17 protein-coding genes are annotated in these 18,559 nt (G+C 67.9%); 3 read left to right on the top strand and 14 right to left on the bottom strand.

The window, feature by feature from the left end; translation table 11 throughout:
• The first annotated feature begins 478 nt into the window (after positions 1-478).
• Both rpoB and ABZ848_RS13695 read left to right on the top strand, forming a co-directional pair.
• Complete coding sequence (gene rpoB / locus ABZ848_RS13700) at positions 479-3,964, top strand: DNA-directed RNA polymerase subunit beta (RefSeq protein WP_360830241.1); 3,486 nt, start codon at positions 479-481, stop codon at positions 3,962-3,964.
• Between the two features lie 99 nt (positions 3,965-4,063).
• Positions 4,064-7,963 carry a DNA-directed RNA polymerase subunit beta' gene (locus ABZ848_RS13695; RefSeq protein ID WP_360830238.1) on the top strand — a complete coding sequence of 1,300 codons (3,900 nt, stop codon included), beginning with the start codon at positions 4,064-4,066 and terminating at the stop codon, positions 7,961-7,963.
• Between the two features lie 63 nt (positions 7,964-8,026).
• Here the strand turns inward: ABZ848_RS13695 and ABZ848_RS13690 are convergent, their stop codons facing one another.
• From ABZ848_RS13690 to ABZ848_RS13655, 8 genes are all read right to left on the bottom strand, one after another.
• Complete coding sequence (locus ABZ848_RS13690) at positions 8,027-8,290, bottom strand: hypothetical protein (protein WP_360830235.1); 264 nt, start codon at positions 8,288-8,290, stop codon at positions 8,027-8,029.
• Positions 8,283-8,507: a hypothetical protein gene (locus ABZ848_RS13685; RefSeq protein ID WP_360830232.1), complete on the bottom strand. Its 225-nt coding sequence runs from the start codon at positions 8,505-8,507 to the stop codon at positions 8,283-8,285. The genes ABZ848_RS13690 and ABZ848_RS13685 overlap by 8 nt, the downstream gene beginning before the upstream one ends.
• A 3-nt stretch (positions 8,508-8,510) precedes the next feature.
• Positions 8,511-9,395, bottom strand: coding sequence for a peptidoglycan-binding protein (locus ABZ848_RS13680; RefSeq protein WP_360830229.1), 885 nt, complete (start codon positions 9,393-9,395; stop codon positions 8,511-8,513).
• 172 nt (positions 9,396-9,567) lie between these two features.
• Positions 9,568-9,882, bottom strand: coding sequence for a hypothetical protein (locus ABZ848_RS13675; protein WP_360830226.1), 315 nt, complete (start codon positions 9,880-9,882; stop codon positions 9,568-9,570).
• Positions 9,875-12,238, bottom strand: coding sequence for a hypothetical protein (locus tag ABZ848_RS13670; RefSeq protein ID WP_360830223.1), 2,364 nt, complete (start codon positions 12,236-12,238; stop codon positions 9,875-9,877). The genes ABZ848_RS13675 and ABZ848_RS13670 overlap by 8 nt, the downstream gene beginning before the upstream one ends.
• Positions 12,225-13,061 (bottom strand): hypothetical protein, encoded by an 837-nt coding sequence (locus ABZ848_RS13665; protein ID WP_360830220.1) that lies wholly within the window; start codon positions 13,059-13,061, stop codon positions 12,225-12,227. The genes ABZ848_RS13670 and ABZ848_RS13665 overlap by 14 nt, the downstream gene beginning before the upstream one ends.
• Positions 13,062-13,142: 81 nt before the next feature.
• The gene (locus tag ABZ848_RS13660; RefSeq protein ID WP_360830218.1) at positions 13,143-14,240 is read right to left on the bottom strand and encodes a hypothetical protein; all 1,098 of its coding nucleotides are present in this window, start codon (positions 14,238-14,240) and stop codon (positions 13,143-13,145) included.
• A gap of 33 nt (positions 14,241-14,273) precedes the next feature.
• A complete protein-coding gene (locus tag ABZ848_RS13655) occupies positions 14,274-14,894 on the bottom strand; it encodes a hypothetical protein (RefSeq protein WP_360830216.1) in 621 nt (206 codons plus the stop codon).
• Between the two features lie 62 nt (positions 14,895-14,956).
• On the opposite strand from ABZ848_RS13655, the gene ABZ848_RS13650 reads away from it, so the two are divergent.
• Positions 14,957-15,364, top strand: coding sequence for a hypothetical protein (locus ABZ848_RS13650; RefSeq protein WP_360830213.1), 408 nt, complete (start codon positions 14,957-14,959; stop codon positions 15,362-15,364).
• 36 nt (positions 15,365-15,400) lie between these two features.
• On the opposite strand, the gene ABZ848_RS13645 is transcribed toward ABZ848_RS13650, so the two are convergent.
• From ABZ848_RS13645 to ABZ848_RS13620, 6 genes are all read right to left on the bottom strand, one after another.
• The gene (locus tag ABZ848_RS13645; RefSeq protein ID WP_360830210.1) at positions 15,401-15,739 is read right to left on the bottom strand and encodes a hypothetical protein; all 339 of its coding nucleotides are present in this window, start codon (positions 15,737-15,739) and stop codon (positions 15,401-15,403) included.
• Between the two features lie 117 nt (positions 15,740-15,856).
• On the bottom strand, positions 15,857-16,513 hold the full coding sequence (locus ABZ848_RS13640; protein WP_360830207.1) for a hypothetical protein: 657 nt from the start codon (positions 16,511-16,513) through the stop codon (positions 15,857-15,859).
• A 49-nt stretch (positions 16,514-16,562) separates the two neighbouring features.
• Positions 16,563-16,892 (bottom strand): hypothetical protein, encoded by a 330-nt coding sequence (locus ABZ848_RS13635; protein ID WP_360830204.1) that lies wholly within the window; start codon positions 16,890-16,892, stop codon positions 16,563-16,565.
• Positions 16,893-16,957: 65 nt separating this feature from the next.
• Positions 16,958-17,245, bottom strand: coding sequence for a hypothetical protein (locus tag ABZ848_RS13630; RefSeq protein ID WP_360830202.1), 288 nt, complete (start codon positions 17,243-17,245; stop codon positions 16,958-16,960).
• Positions 17,246-17,330: 85 nt separating this feature from the next.
• On the bottom strand, positions 17,331-17,909 hold the full coding sequence (locus ABZ848_RS13625) for a phage tail protein (protein WP_360830199.1): 579 nt from the start codon (positions 17,907-17,909) through the stop codon (positions 17,331-17,333).
• A gap of 130 nt (positions 17,910-18,039) precedes the next feature.
• The gene (locus tag ABZ848_RS13620) at positions 18,040-18,447 is read right to left on the bottom strand and encodes a hypothetical protein (RefSeq protein WP_360830196.1); all 408 of its coding nucleotides are present in this window, start codon (positions 18,445-18,447) and stop codon (positions 18,040-18,042) included.
• Between the last annotated feature and the right edge of the window lie 112 nt (positions 18,448-18,559).

Raw genomic sequence — 18,559 nt, 5'->3', positions numbered from 1 at the left:
CCATCCGGGTGGTCGCTCTTCGGCGTTCCTGGAGGCGTGGCCACGGTTGCCTTGCGGCCTCGGACACGAGGGGTATGGTGATCTTCGTCGTGTCTCCCGAAAGCCCTGGTTCGGGCTGGGGGGCCTTGACGAACCGCACGCAGCGCGCAATTCTCAGGACGCGTCGCCAGAACGGTCCGAATCCGAGGCATGGATCGGCGACGAAGAGGGCAGTATCAACGTGCGTTGAATGGGCAGGCATGCCAAGGGCGTTGAGGACAACGAGGGTCACAGAAAATCGGGGCTGGACATCAGTGCGCCAAGTGGCTACACTGACCCTTTGCGCTGCCTGTTAGCTGTCCCCTGCCCGTCACCAGGGGTCTGCCCTCGCCTCAGCACTGTCGATCACATCATCTCTGACCTGGGATTTTGTGGACTGTGTGGTGGGTGAGGGGCCGGGGAGCGCGTAGTGAGTCCGAGCCCTCGGAAGGACCCCCTCTTGGCCGCCTCGCGCACTGCCTCGAACGCGAATATGAACAACGGCGCCAGCACTGCCCCGCTGCGCATCTCTTTTGCAAAGATCAAGGAGCCTCTCGAGGTTCCCAACCTGCTCGCGCTGCAGACCGAGAGCTTTGACTGGCTGCTCGGCAACACCGCTTGGCAGAGTCGGGTCGAGGAGGCTCTGGAGTCCGGTCAGGACGTCCCCACCAAGTCCGGTCTGGAGGAGATCTTCGAGGAGATCTCCCCGATCGAGGACTTCTCCGGGTCGATGTCGCTGACGTTCCGCGACCACCGTTTCGAGCCTCCGAAGAACAGCATCGACGAGTGCAAGGAGCGCGACTTCACGTACGCCGCCCCGCTCTTCGTGACGGCTGAGTTCACCAACAACGAGACCGGCGAGATCAAGTCCCAGACGGTCTTCATGGGCGACTTCCCGCTCATGACCAACAAGGGCACCTTCGTCATCAACGGCACCGAGCGTGTCGTGGTGTCGCAGCTCGTCCGCTCGCCCGGCGTCTACTTCGACTCCTCCATCGACAAGACGTCCGACAAGGACATCTTCTCCGCCAAGATCATCCCGTCCCGGGGTGCCTGGCTGGAGATGGAGATCGACAAGCGCGACATGGTCGGTGTCCGCATCGACCGCAAGCGCAAGCAGTCGGTCACCGTGCTGCTCAAGGCTCTCGGCTGGACGACCGAGCAGATCCTGGAGGAGTTCGGCGAGTACGAGTCGATGCGCGCCACCCTGGAGAAGGACCACACCCAGGGCCAGGACGACGCACTGCTCGACATCTACCGCAAGCTGCGTCCGGGCGAGCCCCCGACCCGCGAGGCCGCGCAGACGCTGCTCGAGAACCTCTACTTCAACCCGAAGCGCTACGACCTCGCCAAGGTCGGCCGCTACAAGGTCAACAAGAAGCTGGCCGCGGATGCTCCGCTGGACGCCGGTGTGCTGACCGTCGAGGACATCATCTCGACGATCAAGTACCTGGTGAAGCTGCACGCGGGCGAGACCGAGACGGTCGGGGACAACGGCACGTCGATCGTCGTCGAGACCGACGACATCGACCACTTCGGCAACCGCCGTCTGCGCAGCGTCGGCGAGCTCATCCAGAACCAGGTCCGCACGGGTCTGGCTCGTATGGAGCGCGTCGTCCGTGAGCGCATGACGACCCAGGACGTCGAGGCGATCACGCCGCAGACCCTGATCAACATCCGGCCGGTCGTCGCCTCCATCAAGGAGTTCTTCGGCACCAGCCAGCTGTCGCAGTTCATGGACCAGAACAACCCGCTGTCGGGTCTCACCCACAAGCGCCGTCTGTCGGCTCTTGGCCCGGGTGGTCTCTCCCGTGAGCGGGCCGGCTTCGAGGTCCGTGACGTGCACCCGTCCCACTACGGCCGTATGTGCCCGATCGAGACGCCCGAAGGCCCGAACATCGGTCTGATCGGTTCGCTCGCCTCCTACGGCCGCGTCAACGCGTTCGGCTTCGTGGAGACGCCGTACCGCAAGGTCGTCGACGGTGTCGTCTCCGACGAGGTCGACTACCTGACGGCCGACGAAGAGGACCGATTCGTCATCGCGCAGGCCAACGCCACCCTCGACGAGGGCATGCGCTTCACCGAGAACCGCGTCCTGGTCCGCCGCCGTGGCGGCGAGGTCGACTACGTCCCCGGTGACGACGTGGACTACATGGACGTCTCGCCGCGCCAGATGGTGTCGGTCGCGACCGCCATGATCCCGTTCCTCGAGCACGACGACGCCAACCGTGCCCTCATGGGCGCGAACATGATGCGTCAGGCCGTGCCGCTGATCAAGAGCGAGTCCCCGCTCGTCGGCACCGGCATGGAGTACCGCTCCGCCGTCGACGCCGGCGACGTGGTCAAGGCCGAGAAGGCGGGTGTCGTCCAGGAGGTCTCCGCGGACTACATCACCACCGCCAACGACGACGGCACGTACATCACGTACCGCCTGGCCAAGTTCGCCCGCTCCAACCAGGGCACCTCGGTCAACCAGAAGGTCATCGTCAACGAGGGCGACCGGATCGTCGAGGGCCAGGTCCTCGCCGACGGCCCGGCCACCCAGAACGGCGAGATGGCGCTGGGCAAGAACCTGCTCGTGGCGTTCATGCCGTGGGAGGGTCACAACTACGAGGACGCGATCATCCTGTCGCAGCGCCTCGTGCAGGACGACGTCCTCTCCTCGATCCACATCGAGGAGCACGAGGTCGACGCCCGTGACACCAAGCTCGGCCCCGAGGAGATCACCCGGGACATCCCGAACGTCTCCGAGGAGGTCCTCGCCGACCTCGACGAGCGCGGCATCATCCGCATCGGTGCCGAGGTCATCGCCGGCGACATCCTGGTCGGCAAGGTCACGCCCAAGGGTGAGACCGAGCTGACCCCGGAGGAGCGCCTGCTCCGCGCGATCTTCGGTGAGAAGGCCCGTGAGGTCCGTGACACCTCGCTGAAGGTGCCGCACGGCGAGACCGGCAAGGTCATCGGCGTCCGCGTCTTCGACCGCGAGGAGGGCGACGAGCTTCCCCCCGGTGTGAACCAGCTGGTGCGCGTCTACGTCGCGCAGAAGCGCAAGATCACCGACGGTGACAAGCTCGCCGGCCGCCACGGCAACAAGGGCGTCATCTCCAAGATCCTGCCGATCGAGGACATGCCGTTCCTGGAGGACGGCACCCCGGTCGACATCATCCTCAACCCGCTGGGTGTGCCGTCCCGAATGAACCCGGGACAGGTCCTGGAGATCCACCTCGGCTGGCTCGCCAGCCGCGGCTGGGACGTCTCCGGCCTCGGCGAGGAGTGGGCGCAGCGCCTGCAGGTGATCGGCGCCGACTCCGTCGCCCCCGGCACCAACGTCGCGACCCCGGTCTTCGACGGTGCCCGCGAGGACGAGCTGGCGGGTCTGCTCCAGCACACCATCCCGAACCGCGACGGCGAGCGCATGGTGCAGCCGACCGGTAAGGCGAGGCTGTTCGACGGCCGCTCCGGTGAGCCGTTCCCGGACCCGATCTCCATCGGGTACATGTACATCCTCAAGCTGCACCACCTGGTCGACGACAAGCTGCACGCCCGTTCGACCGGTCCGTACTCGATGATCACCCAGCAGCCGCTGGGTGGTAAGGCCCAGTTCGGTGGCCAGCGGTTCGGCGAGATGGAGGTGTGGGCGCTGGAGGCTTACGGCGCCGCCTACGCCCTCCAGGAGCTGCTGACCATCAAGTCCGACGACGTCACCGGCCGCGTGAAGGTCTACGAGGCCATCGTCAAGGGCGAGAACATCCCCGAGCCCGGCATCCCCGAGTCCTTCAAGGTGCTCATCAAGGAGATGCAGTCTCTCTGCCTGAACGTGGAGGTGCTGTCCAGCGACGGTATGTCCATCGAGATGCGTGACACCGACGAGGACGTCTTCCGCGCGGCGGAGGAGCTCGGCATCGACCTGTCCCGGCGCGAGCCGAGCAGCGTCGAAGAGGTCTGACGGGAGTCCGGCCGGAGGACCTGGTGAGGACCCTCCGGCCGGCCCCTGGACCCCCGTATCAGACCAAAGACTTACAACCCTGAGAGGGATTGACGCATAGTGCTCGACGTCAACTTCTTCGACGAGCTCCGGATCGGCCTGGCCACCGCGGACGACATCCGTCAGTGGAGCCACGGCGAGGTCAAGAAGCCCGAGACCATCAACTACCGCACCCTCAAGCCCGAGAAGGACGGACTCTTCTGCGAGAAGATCTTCGGTCCGACCCGGGACTGGGAGTGCTACTGCGGCAAGTACAAGCGCGTCCGCTTCAAGGGCATCATCTGTGAGCGCTGCGGCGTCGAGGTCACTCGCGCCAAGGTGCGCCGTGAGCGGATGGGCCACATCGAGCTGGCCGCCCCCGTCACGCACATCTGGTACTTCAAGGGCGTTCCGTCGCGCCTCGGCTACCTGCTCGACCTCGCTCCGAAGGACCTGGAGAAGGTCATCTACTTCGCGGCGTACATGATCACGTACGTCGACGAGGAGCGCCGCACCCGCGACCTGCCCTCCCTGGAGGCGCACGTCTCCGTGGAGCGTCAGCAGGTCGAGAACCGCCGGGACGCCGACCTGGAGGCCCGCGCCAAGAAGCTGGAAAGCGACCTGGCCGAGCTGGAGGCCGAGGGTGCCAAGGCCGACGTGCGCCGCAAGGTGCGCGAGGGTGCCGAGCGTGAGATGAAGCAGCTGCGCGACCGTGCGCAGCGCGAGATCGACCGTCTCGACGAGGTGTGGACCCGGTTCAAGAACCTCAAGGTCCAGGACCTGGAGGGTGACGAGCTCCTCTACCGCGAGCTCCGTGACCGCTTCGGTACCTACTTCGACGGCTCCATGGGTGCGGCTGCTCTGCAGAAGCGCCTGGAGTCCTTCGACCTGGAGGAGGAGGCCGAGCGCCTCCGCGAGATCATCCGTACCGGCAAGGGCCAGAAGAAGACCCGTGCGCTCAAGCGCCTGAAGGTCGTCTCCGCGTTCCTGCAGACCAGCAACAGCCCCAAGGGCATGGTGCTGGACTGCGTGCCGGTCATCCCGCCGGACCTTCGGCCGATGGTGCAGCTGGACGGTGGCCGCTTCGCGACCTCCGACCTGAACGACCTGTACCGCCGTGTGATCAACCGCAACAACCGACTGAAGCGCCTTCTCGACCTCGGTGCGCCCGAGATCATCGTGAACAACGAGAAGCGCATGCTCCAGGAGGCCGTCGACGCGCTGTTCGACAACGGCCGTCGTGGTCGCCCGGTCACCGGTCCCGGTAACCGCCCGCTGAAGTCCCTCAGCGACATGCTGAAGGGCAAGCAGGGTCGATTCCGTCAGAACCTGCTCGGCAAGCGTGTCGACTACTCGGCGCGTTCCGTGATCGTCGTCGGTCCGCAGCTGAAGCTGCACCAGTGCGGTCTGCCGAAGGCGATGGCGCTGGAGCTCTTCAAGCCGTTCGTGATGAAGCGCCTGGTCGACCTGAACCACGCGCAGAACATCAAGAGCGCCAAGCGCATGGTGGAGCGCGGCCGCACGGTCGTGTACGACGTCCTCGAAGAGGTCATCGCCGAGCACCCGGTTCTCCTGAACCGTGCTCCCACCCTGCACCGACTCGGCATCCAGGCCTTCGAGCCGCAGCTGGTCGAGGGCAAGGCCATCCAGATCCACCCGCTCGTCTGCACCGCGTTCAACGCGGACTTCGACGGCGACCAGATGGCCGTACACCTTCCGCTGTCCGCGGAGGCGCAGGCCGAGGCCCGCATCCTGATGCTGTCCTCGAACAACATCCTCAAGCCCGCCGACGGCCGTCCGGTGACGATGCCGACCCAGGACATGGTCCTCGGTCTGTTCTTCCTCACCACCGACGGTGAACTGCGTGACACCAAGGGCGAGGGCCGGTCCTTCGGCTCCACGGCCGAGGCGATCATGGCGTTCGACGCCGGCGAGCTCGCGCTGCAGTCGGCGATCGACATCCGCTTCCCGGTGGGCACCATCCCGCCGCGCGGCTGGACCCCGCCGGCCGTCGAGGAGGGCGAGCCGGAGTACCAGACCGGTGACACCTTCCGGCTGCGCACCACCCTGGGCCGCGCGCTCTTCAACGAGCTGCTGCCCGAGGACTACCCGTTCGTCGACTACTCGGTGGGCAAGAAGCAGCTCTCCGAGATCGTCAACGACCTGGCCGAGCGCTACCCCAAGGTCATCGTGGCGGCGACGCTCGACAACCTGAAGGCGGCGGGCTTCTACTGGGCGACCCGTTCCGGCGTCACCGTGGCCATCTCCGACGTCGTCGTTCCCGAGGCGAAGAAGGAGATCGTCAAGGGCTACGAGGCGCAGGACGAGAAGGTCCAGAAGCAGTACGAGCGCGGTCTGATCACCAAGGAAGAGCGCACTCAGGAGCTCATCGCGATCTGGACCAAGGCGACCAACGAGGTCGCCGAGGCGATGAACGAGAACTTCCCCAAGACGAACCCCATCTTCATGATGGTTGACTCGGGTGCCCGAGGAAACATGATGCAGATGCGGCAGATCGCCGGTATGCGCGGTCTGGTGTCGAACGCCAAGAACGAGACGATCCCGCGTCCGATCAAGGCGTCCTTCCGTGAGGGCCTGTCCGTGCTGGAGTACTTCATCTCCACGCACGGTGCCCGTAAGGGTCTGGCCGACACCGCCCTGCGTACCGCCGACTCGGGTTACCTGACCCGTCGTCTGGTGGACGTCTCGCAGGACGTCATCATCCGCGAGGAGGACTGCGGCACCGAGCGCGGTCTGAAGCTGCGGATCGCCGACCGCGGTGCCGACGGTGTGCTGCGCAAGGCCGACGACGTCGAGACCAGCGTCTACGCCCGTATGCTCGCCGAGGACGTCGTCATCGACGGCAAGGTGATCGCGCCGGCCAACGTGGACCTGGGCGACGTGCTCATCGACCAGCTCGTGCACCACGGTGTCGAGGAGGTCAAGACCCGCTCGATCCTGACCTGCGAGTCCCAGGTCGGCACGTGTGCCATGTGCTACGGCCGCTCCCTGGCCACCGGCAAGCTGGTCGACATCGGTGAGGCGGTCGGCATCATCGCCGCCCAGTCCATCGGTGAGCCCGGTACCCAGCTGACGATGCGTACCTTCCACACCGGTGGTGTGGCCGGTGACGACATCACCCAGGGTCTGCCGCGTGTCGTCGAGCTCTTCGAGGCCCGTACCCCGAAGGGTGTCGCCCCGATCTCCGAGGCCTCCGGCCGCGTCCGGATCGAGGAGACCGAGAAGACCAAGAAGATCGTCATCACGCCGGACGACGGCAGCGACGAGACGGCGTACCCGATCTCGAAGCGCGCCCGTCTCATGGTCAGCGAGGGCGAGCACGTCGAGGTGGGCCAGAAGCTCACCGTGGGTGCCACCAACCCGCACGACGTGCTGCGCATCCTGGGCCAGCGTGCCGTCCAGGTCCACCTGGTCGGCGAGGTCCAGAAGGTGTACAACTCGCAGGGTGTGTCGATCCACGACAAGCACATCGAGATCATCATCCGGCAGATGCTCCGCCGTGTGACGATCATCGAGTCCGGCGACGCTGAGCTGCTGCCCGGTGAGCTGGTCGAGCGCTCGAAGTTCGAGACCGAGAACCGTCGTGTGGTGCAGGAGGGCGGTCACCCGGCCTCCGGTCGTCCGCAGCTCATGGGTATCACCAAGGCCTCGCTGGCCACGGAGTCCTGGCTGTCGGCGGCGTCCTTCCAGGAGACGACGCGAGTCCTCACGGACGCGGCGATCAACGCCAAGTCCGACTCGCTCATCGGCCTCAAGGAGAACGTCATCATCGGTAAGCTCATCCCGGCCGGTACGGGTCTGTCCCGCTACCGCAACATCCGGGTCGAGCCGACCGAGGAGGCCAAGGCCGCGATGTACTCGGCCGTCGGCTACGACGACATCGACTACTCGCCGTTCGGCACGGGCTCCGGCCAGGCCGTTCCGCTGGAGGACTACGACTACGGTCCGTACAACCAGTAAGCGAGCAGCATGAGTTGAAGGGCGGTCACCCTGTTTCGTACGGGGTGACCGCCCTTCGGCGTGTCAGCGGCTCGACAGTTCCACGACGGCCACGGCCGCGGTGGTGAGGGCGGCGAGGACGCCGACGCTGGCGAGCGGCCAGCGGGAGCGCTCCAGGGAGTCCAGGCGCTTCTCGTGGTCGGCGAGCTGCTTGTCGGTCTGGTCGCTGCGCTGTACGAGCAGGGCGAGGGAGCCGTCGACGCGGGCGAAGCCGGCCTCAAGGGTGCCGCGTAGGCGTTCCAGTTCCAGGGCGACGGCGATCGGGTCGTTCGGGTCCGGGTCACCCATCGGTGTCTCCTCCGGTGCGCAGCCACTCCGGCAGCAGGGCCTGGACACCGGGCAGCGCCATGACCCGGGTCAGCCCGCCCGCGACGGCGAGCGAACCGGCCACCCACGGCAGGGCCGCCGGTATGCCGGAGGCCTGCACGATCTGCGGCAGCATCACCGCCACGCCGACGGTGGTCTGGAGGGAGGTGCGCAGAGTGCGCTTGCTCGAGTCCTTCACTCGTCAGACCTCCTTCACGTACGGCACCTTGAGCGCGGCCCAGGAAGCGGCGCCGGGCCAGCCGTCGGCGGCGCTGCCGGTGTAGCCGAGCTTGCGCTGCCACTTGGCGTAGGACCTGCGGTCGGATTCGGTCCACTGGGGGCCGGGGCCGTCGGCGTACGCGGAGCAGCCGACGGAGACCAGGCGCTTGCCCATCGCGGTGACGACCGGAGACTCGGGGTTCTTCTTGAACCAGGCCGTACCGGGAAAGGGTTGGTAGGTGGGCTTGGCGGGCGTGGTGGGCTTGGTGGGCTTCGCGGAGAGCCGGTCGGCGACCCGGGCCCGGAAGGCGGCCATCGTGAAGCCGCGCGGGTCGATCTTGGCGCTGGTCCACTCCTTGTGGCCGATGACGGAGGCGGCCGTCCAGCCGTGCGCCCGGCACAGCGCGGCCGACGCCCGGGCCATGGCGTCCAGTTGGGCCTCGGGCCAGGGGTCCTTGCCGTCGCCGAGGTTGACGCACTCGAAGCCGTAGAAGTGGGTGTTGCCGTCGGTGTCGTTCTGGTCGGGGGCGGGCAGGGTGGAGCGCTCGGCGACGACCGCCCGCAGGACGTCTCCGTCGCCGCTGCCGGCGTGGTTGGCGCGGCCGTTGCCGACGAGGTGGACCGTGCCGTCCTTGGCGATGACGCCGTGGCAGAGCGGGCCGGGCAGGTCGGCGCGGCCGTTGAAGCACAGGTTGACGGTGGCGGTGGTGCCGGAGGTGACGGTGTGGTGGATGACGACGCCGTTGACCGGGCCCCAACTGCCCTTGCTGTTGCGGTTGTTGGTACGCCAGCCGGCGTGTTCGACGAGGGTGACGCCCTCGGCCCGCAGGGCGGAGACGAGGGCGTCGGCGGACAGGGGTTCGGCCATGGGTGTGCCTTTCGGTGTGGTGCTTGCATTGGTCCGGACCTGCGGTGATGTCAGGACGGGGACCAGTCGTCCGGCGAGGGGCGCGACGGGGAGGTCGTGGGGCTGCCGCAGGCCCAGTTGCTGAGGCAGCCCGTCGAGGTGACACGAGTACAGGAACGGGCCGAACGGGCGACTACACCTCGACCGGTGCCGTCGGGTCGGTGCCGGTGTCGCTGGACGGGGGACCGCCCGAACCGACGGGCGCGGTGGCCTCTGTCGGGTCCTCCGGTTCGCCGGGCTCCTCCGGTCCCCCGGTCGCCGGATCGGGGACGGTGACAGTGACCTCGACCGGAACGGCGACGAACGGCGTCGAGGTGAGGTAGCCGGCGATCTCGGTGGTGACCGCCTCGGTGAGCTGGGCCAACTGCTCGTCGTCCAGGGTCACCGAGGACGTGTCGTCGGTGGAGGTGTCGGAGGCCGTCGTGTCGGACGCCGTGGTGTCAGGCATACGCGGACTCCTTGATCTCGCCCCAGGAGTATCCGGAGGCGGTCAGCGTGGCCAGGGTCGCGAAGGCGGCGGTCACCGAGGCGTACGTGGCCAGGGTCACGGTCGGCGGGTCGGCGGCCGCGTCGGGGGTGAGGTTCTTGTCGGCCGGCGTTCCGTTGGGTTCGGTGCCGCGCAGGGTGAGGGTCTGGCGTATCCCGGCGTCGGCGGTCGCCGCGGTGCTGATGCCGACCACCCAGGCCAGGGTGGACAGGCGGGTGCCGCTGGTGTCGGTCAGCCGGACGATGTCGCCGAGCTGTACGCGCGGGTCGTACAGCACCTCCACGTCGCCGATGACCGGCACCGGGTAGGCACCGGCGTCGTAGAGCGAGTCCGCGATGGACTGGGCCGCGGACAGGTCCTGGACCCAGTCGGTGGACTCGCCGGTGTGCTCCTGGCGGCCGTAGTACTTCTCGCTGGCTGTGCCCGCCGCATAGGTGGTCGCCTTGCGGTCCACCGGGTCGGCCTGTGGCTTCAGCGTCATCAGGTAGACGGACGGGGTGCCGTCCTTCTTCGCCGTGTACAGCGTCTGGGAGCTGCGGTTGCTGAAGCGGACGACCAGGTAGCCGTCCTCGCGGCGGGTCAGTACGTCGACCGCGCCCTTCACCGCCGTCGTGCCGGCGGCGGTGGTGGCGAAGCGGACCTGGGAGCCCGAGGTCGTCACCGAGTCGTCGTCCGTGCTGGGCGGGCCGATGTCGAACTCCTCCTCGGCCATCACGTACTGCACGGTCAGGGTGCCGCCCGCCGGGATCGTCCGTACGACGGTGTCGGTGTACGTCGTGCCGGCGTCGACGCCGAAGTCCTCCCAGACCTTGGCGGGTTGGACGACGTAGTTGCGGCAGGCGTCGATCTCCTCGGTGAGGGTCAGTGAGGCGATGTCCCGCACCGAGGTGAGCGCGAGGTCGGCGGTGGTGGGGATGTCGTTGAAGCGAGTGTGGTTGCGCCAGCGGAAGATGCCCCGTTCGTCGAACTCGGCCGTCGCCATGGTGGCCTTGGCGATCTGGCCGAGGACCTCCCACTGCGAGCCGGACACCCGCGGCACCGCGTACAGCGGCAGGATCGCGTCGTCCAGCTCGGCGCCCTTGGTCCAGGTGCCGGCCTGGGTGAACACCGAGGCGGTGGGCATGGCGGACAGCCCGCTGGTGAGCTGCACGCCCTCCACGGCCATGCCGGTGGTCAGCTTCAGCTCGCGCAGTTCGGCCGCGTTCTGGAGGCCCGCGCTCTCCACGTAGGTGGCGGCGGAGCCCAGGTACTGGCTGCCGTCGGGGCCGGTCAGCCGGGGCTGCACGGTGGGGTGGACCGAGGCGCCGCTGCCGGTGGTGTCGAACAGGGCGCCGATGTGCCAGGGGCCTTTGAGGGTGGCCAGGCCGTCCCAGTACCACTCGAAGTACCAGTACGAGCCGTCGACGGTGGCGGAGTAGATGCGGACGGTGCCCGCGGCGAAGTTCACCTCCATGCGCAGGGAGCCGCGCGCGGTGCCGGTGCGGTCCAGGACGAGTTCGAGGGTGACCGTGTCCCCGGGGCCGATCGCCGGGTTGACCCAGGCCTCCGCGAACAGCCGGGTGCCGGGCACTGTCACCCGGGAGCGCGGGAACCAGCTCGCGGTCACGGTGCCCGCCTCGTTCGTCGGCAGCAGGGCCATCGCGTGCGGGGCGCCGTCCCGGGTCCAGGTGTAGTCGGATGCCGCGGGCAGGACCTCAGGCTGGCCGTACGGGGTGGCGAAGCCGCCATGCAGGGACGCGTGGACAAGCGTGAGCGGCTGGCCCTCGGCGAACGCGGGACAGCGGGCCGGGGGCGCGGTCAACACGCCGGCCTGCCGCAGCAGTTCGTCCACGCACCAGGTGGCGGTGGCGACCGGCCGGCCCCAGTAGAAGCCGGCGTACGGCTTCGGCAGCAGCGCCGGTCCGCGCAGCCGCTCGGCGCCGTCCAACGCGGTGAGCTGCACCGAGTCGGTGCCGGCCTGCGCCGAGCGGGACCTCAGCGTGCCGCGGAAGGCCGGCAGGGTCGTCGTACCGACACCGCCCCGGTGCACCACGGACTGGCCCGGCCGGGCCAGGTCGCCGGTGGAACGGTCCGCCCAGGGCGCGTACAGCTCGGGCGCGGTCGTGCCGCCGGTGCCGGACAGCTGGAGCTGGAGCTGCGCCGAGGACGAACCCGAGAACGCCCGCATCGCGGCGGGCAGATCGGTGGCGTACGACCGCTCCAGCTGCCAGGACTGGACCTGTGCGGAGAGATCCTTACCGCCGAGCCGGGTGCTGTGCGTGGTGGTCCGTTCCCCGGCGGCGAGAGCGGCGGTCGTGGCGTCGTCAGCCTGCTGCACTGGAGACCTCCACCAGGTCGATGCTGAAATTCCGGTACGGCAGCGGGTGGCCCGGGGTGTCGCTGTACCCGGTGACGGACATCGGGGGCAGCCCCTCGCCGGCCAGTCCGTCCTCCGGGGTGCCGCCGTAGGTGAGGCACGCGCCGGCGACGGAGTAGGCGCCGGCCGTGCCGGGGCGGGCGACGGGGGTGACGTAGGCGGCGCCGGTCGGGGCGGTGCCGGTGACGACGGGGCCGTCTGCCCCGGCCGAGCTGAGGTAACTGCCGTCCGCCTTCTTGTAGTCGAGGCCGACGTGGCAGGTGCCGAGCGCGGCGATCGCGGTCGGGGCGCGGAAGGAGACCGACATGCCGGGCGCGACGGGGAAGTTGCCGAGGGTGTTGACGCAGCGCCAGGCCAGCGTGCTGGTCGCGTCGGCGGCGGTGAAGGTGAACGTACCGGCTGCGGTGGTGCTCTCGGCGAGGGTGCCCGTGGTCGACGTACGGAACCACTGGGCGAGCCCCGTGATGTCGGTGGCACCGGCGACACCGACGCCGGCGGCCTGGTCGAGCCCCAGGAAGTTCCCGGCGGCCGGGTCCACGACGAACACCGGGCCGGAGCCGTCGATCCCACGGGCGATGCGGTCCAGGGCGCGGGCGTGCGCGGGGGCGAGCAGGTCCCACGCGAGTTTGAGGCGGCGGACGGGGGACTGGTTGCGGGTGACGGTGACCCGGCCGCCGAGCGACTTGAACTCGCTGACGCCCAGGTCGGAACTGCGGTCGAAGGACTTGGCGGCCTGGTCGATCTCGGTCATGGAGCCGGGGCGGCCGATCCAGAGGTTTCCCATGGGGACTCCTGGAGGTTCTGGAGGCGGGCATGAAAAAGCCGACGGGGTGACCGTCGGCGTACTGGAGGTGCTGTCCGGGGTCTAGCGGCGGGCGAGCTGGCGTTGCCCCAGGAACACCGCGCGGGCGATCTCCTGCGAGTCGACCTGGACGACGACCGGGCGGTCGGCGAGCTTTTCCACGGCCGCGGTGAGGGTGCGCAGCCCGCCGCCGTGGCCGAGCGTGCGCTCCAGCTTGGACAGCGGGATGACGGCCTCGCTCTCACCGGCCTCGCCGAGCAGGGCGAGGGTGCCGCCGGAACGAGCCTGGACGACACCGCCGGTGGCGAGGTGGGGGACCGGCACGCTCAGGTGGGGGAAACCGAAGGAACGGCCGCCGAACTTCGGGACCCAGTCCGGGATGCTGATGTGGATGCCGGCGAGTGCGCCGAGCAGGCCGTTGAGGGCGACGGCGAGGCCGGTCAGCGGGGCGAGCATGGCGTTGCCGAGGCCCCTGAGCAGCGGTCCCGCGTTCTTCACCAGTCCGCCGACCGCCGTACCGATGTGCTTCATGGCGTACGAGACGCCCTTCTGCAGCAGGGCGGTGATCTTGTCCATGTTGATGAACTGGGCGATGAGCGGCGTGAGCAGCGTCATCACGAGCCCGAACGGGCTCGCCGACATCGCGAGGTTGAGCCCCTTCTGCGCGAGCGAGGCGCCCTTGAGGCCCTTGCCGAGGCTGCCCATGGACTTGCCGCCGGTGTCGGCGTTCTTGGCGGCCTTACCGACGGACTTCTCGACGGCGTCGGCCTGCTTCTTGACGGTCTGAAGCTCTCCGTGGGCGCCCTTGGCGGCCGACTTCAGCTTGTCGAAGGAGGACTTGAGCTTGTCGGTACCGGTACGGGCCCTGCCGATACCGCCATCGGCGCCGCCGGCTCCCGACTTGATCCTGTCCATGCCGGTGCTGGTTTGGGTGGCGGAGGTCTTGAGTCTGGTGAGGGAGGTGCTGAGTTGGTCGGAGCCGGTCTTGAACTTGGTGAGTGCTGTGCTGTTGTTCGCGGTCGAGGTCAGGCCGCTCACGGAGGAACCGGCCCGCTGCGCTGCCTGCTGCATACCGGGCAGGGCGGAGGACGTTCTGCTGACCGCTTCACGGAACCGGGTGATGCTTTGCGTCGCTTTATTGAACGATGACTGAATGCTCATGGAAACTCCTGAGTACTGTTCTTCTGAAATGAATCAGCTGCCGGCCGCCACGGACTCCAGCTCGCGCATTTTTGTGCTCAGGGTGGAAAGTCTTGACTCCATGGACTTGAGCGACGCTTCCGCATCCTCTTTCTGTCGGGCAATGATCTTTTTCTTGTCTTCCGCCTCCTGTGCCATCCGCGCGATGGCCAGATTGGTCTCCTTCATCTCACTGAAGGCCTTGTCGGCTTCCTTTTTGGCGTTCACCGCGTTCTTGGTCTCGGTTGTGGCTCCCCAGCTCGATGCGCCCAGACGATCCTGTAGCCGTTTCGCCATGCCGGTCGCCCGCGCGGCCTCGGCGTAGGCCTTTTCTGCCTGCTGGCTGGTCTTGACGAGCTTTCTTTCTGCGGAATCCAGTTTTGCTTTCTCGTCTCGCGCGTGAGGCCAGGTGAATCTCTGCACCCCACCGACCACGATCCCCTTCTCGTCCATCTTGAAGAAGGCCGCATCGATCTTGATCGGCGTGATGCCGAAGGCGGCCACTCCAGCAGCCACCTTCAATATGTCCACGGAGGTGCTCAGGCCATTGAGCTTATGCTTTATTTTGTCGGCTTCATCCTTCGTCCAGAAGTACCCGACACTGTCATCGCCGTTCTTCGAAGGCGTGACTGCCATGGCTTTCTCCGATCTATGGGCTGATCTTGTCACTCCGTGGCGCTATGTGACATGCTTACCGGGTGGATGTGCTCGGGTGGTTTTTGGTTGGCTTGGCCGTCTTTCCGGTTCCCTTTGTTTTCTGGTTCGGCCTGATTCCATTGTGGGTTGAACGGCGACTAAGGGATGCAGGTGTAGAGGCCATGGGTCTCTGTCGAAACGTCTCGATCTCGGAAGGGAGTTACTCGACGAGTTTTGAATTCGTGACGAATTCGGGCGAGAAGGTCATCTATATTTCGCCGCTCCGTCGCAGAATCCTGGGTGAACCTGGTGAAGAAACCCTGCTCGTCTACGACCCCGCTTCACCCTGGCGGCGGGTGCGCACTCGGGAGGAACTGGATTCGCGTTCCGAGGCCTGGCATCCACTTGGGTGGCTGCTCGCCACCGAAGCCATATGCGTAGCCGTGCTCATCGCCTACCTGACTTACTGAGTCCATGGTGTCCGTGCCATGTCGCCCCGTCGCCGGTCACGGACCTTCGTCGTCCGGGTGCGGTCGGGCCGACGCGGGGCCGGACGGGTACGGAAAGGGGAGGACCGTGGCGTCGGTGGGGGTGAGGTGGCCGGTTCTCGACCATGCCGTTTCCGCTGCCGCCTCCGTGCGACGGCGTTCGTCGTGTTCGCCCCGGTCGCGCCAGCCCTGGCCGTACGCGCGGAACTCTCGGCGTTCGATGTCGGCGCGGGTGGTGATCACGAGGTCGGGCGGCAGGGGATGGCCCTTGAGGTGGGCGGCCAGGGCGTGCCGCAGCTCCGTGGCCGCCTCCTCGGCCTCGGTCTCGCCCTGTGCCGTGCCGTCGTCCCTCGTCATGAGCCCCCATCCCTCCGCATCGCCCGGACCCTCGACAACCGTAAATCGAACGTGTGAGCGATAACTGTTGCAGGGTACTCCACGTGGCTGTGAGGGGGAGCGGTAAACGGAGGCTGTTCAAGCCACTTCGTAGGTGCCCACCACCCGGATCACCCCGCCGCTGCCCCACGCGGTGCCGAGGATGCCGGTCTCCTTGATCTGGGAGAGCGCGGGGGACGAGCTCGACAACGGGCCCCACAGGGTGTAGGTCGTCGCACCCGAACTCGCCGCGGGCTGGCAGGTGAGCATGGCCCGACCGCCCGACGTGACGTTCACCGCGACCCCCTGGAACTGCGGCAGTCCGCCCAGCGCGCCGGCCGTGACCGGCAGGCTGAAGTAGTAGTTGCCGCTGCCGTAGGTCGTCGTGGACTGGAACGCCACCAGCGTCGTGAAGTGGCAGACCTTGCCGACGATCGCGTACTTGCCGGTCAGCGTCCCGTTCCCGATCGCGGGCGCCGTGGTCTCGGCCGTCCAGGCGGGGGTGTACGTGTTCCAGGCGCCCATCGCGACCCACGCCGAGCCGGTGTAGTAGCTGAGGGTCCCGGGGGTGGTCAGCCAGGTGACCATTCCGGCCACCGGGGTCGTGACCGCCGTATCCCGGTCGGCTGCCGTCGCGTAGCGCAGGATCGTGCGGTCGTCGATGCCCTCCGCGAGGGACTGGAGGTGGAGGGGGAGGTCCGCGGTGTCGGTGGACTGGGGGTAGGGGAGCTTGCTGAGCGCGGTGTAGAGGGTCACGAGATGTCATCACTCCTGCGTGAAGGACCGGGCTACGTGAAGGACCGGGCTACGTGAAGAACTGGGCCAGTTCGGCGGGGCTGGGGTTGCGGACGCCGGGCACTTCGGAATCCGGTTCTGCCTCCCGCGCGCCCGGCCTCGGTATCGGCGTCGGGTACTCCAGCGGTTCCGCGTCCTCGTCCCGGTTGACGGTGGCGAACATCCAGTTCGCCTCGGCGAGTTGGTCGACGGCGGCGGCGAGGAGGTGGTCGGTGACCGTCCAGTCGGCCGCCTCGCCGTGCAGGGCGCGCAGGGTCGCGCTGTCGCGTGGCAGGTGCCTGACCAGCACGGCGAGCCGACGGGAGGTCAGCCGGCCGCGGTGGAAGTCCAGCAGGTCCACGCCGTAGTGGCGGAGCAGGTCCGCCTCCAGCGCCTCGGCGTGCTCGTCGACGAACTCGCCGAGGCTCAGCCTTCCCCCAGGCCGAGCCCGGTCTCCTTGCCGTACGCCTCCAGGATCGCGGCGATGTCCTGCATGGTGACCTCGTGCAGGTCGAAGCGTTCGAACTGGGCCTTGCCCAGCAGGACGCCCAGCAGGCCGTCCACGTCGTTGTCGTCGAGCTCGCGCAGCGCGCGGGCCGTCTTGCGGGTGAGCTCGGTGGGGAGCGTGAAGGTGTCCCCGTCGAGGGTGAAGGACCAGGCCTGGCCGAGCGCTTCCTGACGCTGGGCGCGGGCAGCGGTCACATCGAAAGTCATGGATCAACTCCTGTGTCTGGAAAGGGCGTTGGTGCGGGCGGGCCGGGGTGGGGAGCCCCGGCCCGCCCGCCGGGGAGGGGATGGATCAGGAGGCCGTGCTGTACGCCGGGTCCTTCATCAGGAAGGTCGCCAGCGGCTTGGTGTTGTCGACCGCCAGGGCGGTGAACGTGACGCCGAGCTTGATGGAGGAGGTGCGGGTCAGGGACAGCTCCTCGGTCTCCGTGACCTGGCCGCGGGCTACGACGAAGCGGTACGTGATGTCGGTCCCGTCGGTGAACTCGATGCCGAGCGCCTTCTCGTTGAACTTCGGGTCGGCGGCCAGGTCGTACTTGTAGATGCCGGAGCTGGCGGCGGTCTCGGCGACGGCGTCACCGCCCATGAAGAACGGCAGGGTGTCCTCGTTCAGCTGCAGCAGCTGGAACTTCACGGTCAGGTCGCGGTCCGAGTAGATGAACCGGGCCGGGGAGACCGACTGCCAGGTCTCGACCGGGTCGAGCTTGTCCTTCTTGGCCAGCTTGATGCCGTCCTGCGAGGTGTAGCCGAGGTCCTTCCAGCCGGCCGCCCACGCGGTGCTGATGTCGGTCGGCGCGGACGTGCCGACCGGGGCGACCAGGATGCGGCCGGTACCGGCGACGCGGATCTCGTTGGCGTTGCTGCCTGCCATGGGTAACTCCTTTGAACGGGTGGGTTGTTGCCCTGCGCCGTGCCGCGGGCATGGCGAAGGCCCTGCCGTAACGACCTTGTCGGCAGGGCCTGTTCAGGGGAGCGGGCGCCGGACGGCGTGCTCGGGGGCGTCAGGCGGGGCGGATGTGCAGCCGCACCGTGGCGTAGTAGCGGTTGGCCGCCGACCGGTTCCAGTCGGGCAGCCAGCGCGGACCGTCGGCCTCGACCACGTCCGTGACATGGGCGGAGTCGTACGTCGTGCCGCGCAGCGTAAGGACGGCGGAGCGGACCAGCAGGGCCAGTGTGTGCGCGGTGGTCTTGTCAGGGCCGTAAACCTCGAAGTCCACCAGGGGCTGGTCCAGGTGCTGGTCGTCGATCCAGGCCCCGCCGGCGCGGGAGACCAGGACGACCTGTTGGGTGCCGTCGAATCCGCTCGGCGGGACGTTGTCCACCGTGGCGGCGGCGAGTTCGGTGCGGTCGGTCAGGAAGTCGACGACGAGCCGTTCGACGTCGGGGAAGGTGACCGTCGGATCGGCCACGGGGTGACCTCCCTTCGCATAGGTGCCTCTACGGAAGAGCGGCGGACCGTTCCCGTCGTGGGCACAGCTCCGCCGCTGCACCAACTGTGACACGTTGCGAGCGCGAGCGCAA

The sequence above is a fragment of the Streptomyces sp. NPDC047081 genome, from assembly GCF_040643775.1.
Classification (GTDB): domain Bacteria; phylum Actinomycetota; class Actinomycetes; order Streptomycetales; family Streptomycetaceae; genus Streptomyces.
Note: the sequence above shows the minus strand (reverse complement) of the source record. Positions and strands in the feature narration are given on the sequence as shown.

Bases quoted from the DNA above. Each gene is read 5' to 3' on its own strand.
- ABZ848_RS13690 (WP_360830235.1), bottom strand. From the start codon at position 8,290: ATGGGTGACCCGGACCCGAACGACCCGATCGCCGTCGCCCTGGAACTG.
- ABZ848_RS13680 (WP_360830229.1), bottom strand. From the start codon at position 9,395: ATGGCCGAACCCCTGTCCGCCGACGCCCTCGTCTCCGCCCTGCGGGCC.
- ABZ848_RS13675 (WP_360830226.1), bottom strand. From the start codon at position 9,882: ATGCCTGACACCACGGCGTCCGACACGACGGCCTCCGACACCTCCACC.
- ABZ848_RS13665 (WP_360830220.1), bottom strand. From the start codon at position 13,061: ATGGGAAACCTCTGGATCGGCCGCCCCGGCTCCATGACCGAGATCGAC.
- ABZ848_RS13660 (WP_360830218.1), bottom strand. From the start codon at position 14,240: ATGAGCATTCAGTCATCGTTCAATAAAGCGACGCAAAGCATCACCCGG.
- ABZ848_RS13655 (WP_360830216.1), bottom strand. From the start codon at position 14,894: ATGGCAGTCACGCCTTCGAAGAACGGCGATGACAGTGTCGGGTACTTC.
- ABZ848_RS13645 (WP_360830210.1), bottom strand. From the start codon at position 15,739: ATGACGAGGGACGACGGCACGGCACAGGGCGAGACCGAGGCCGAGGAG.
- ABZ848_RS13630 (WP_360830202.1), bottom strand. From the start codon at position 17,245: ATGACTTTCGATGTGACCGCTGCCCGCGCCCAGCGTCAGGAAGCGCTC.
- ABZ848_RS13625 (WP_360830199.1), bottom strand. From the start codon at position 17,909: ATGGCAGGCAGCAACGCCAACGAGATCCGCGTCGCCGGTACCGGCCGC.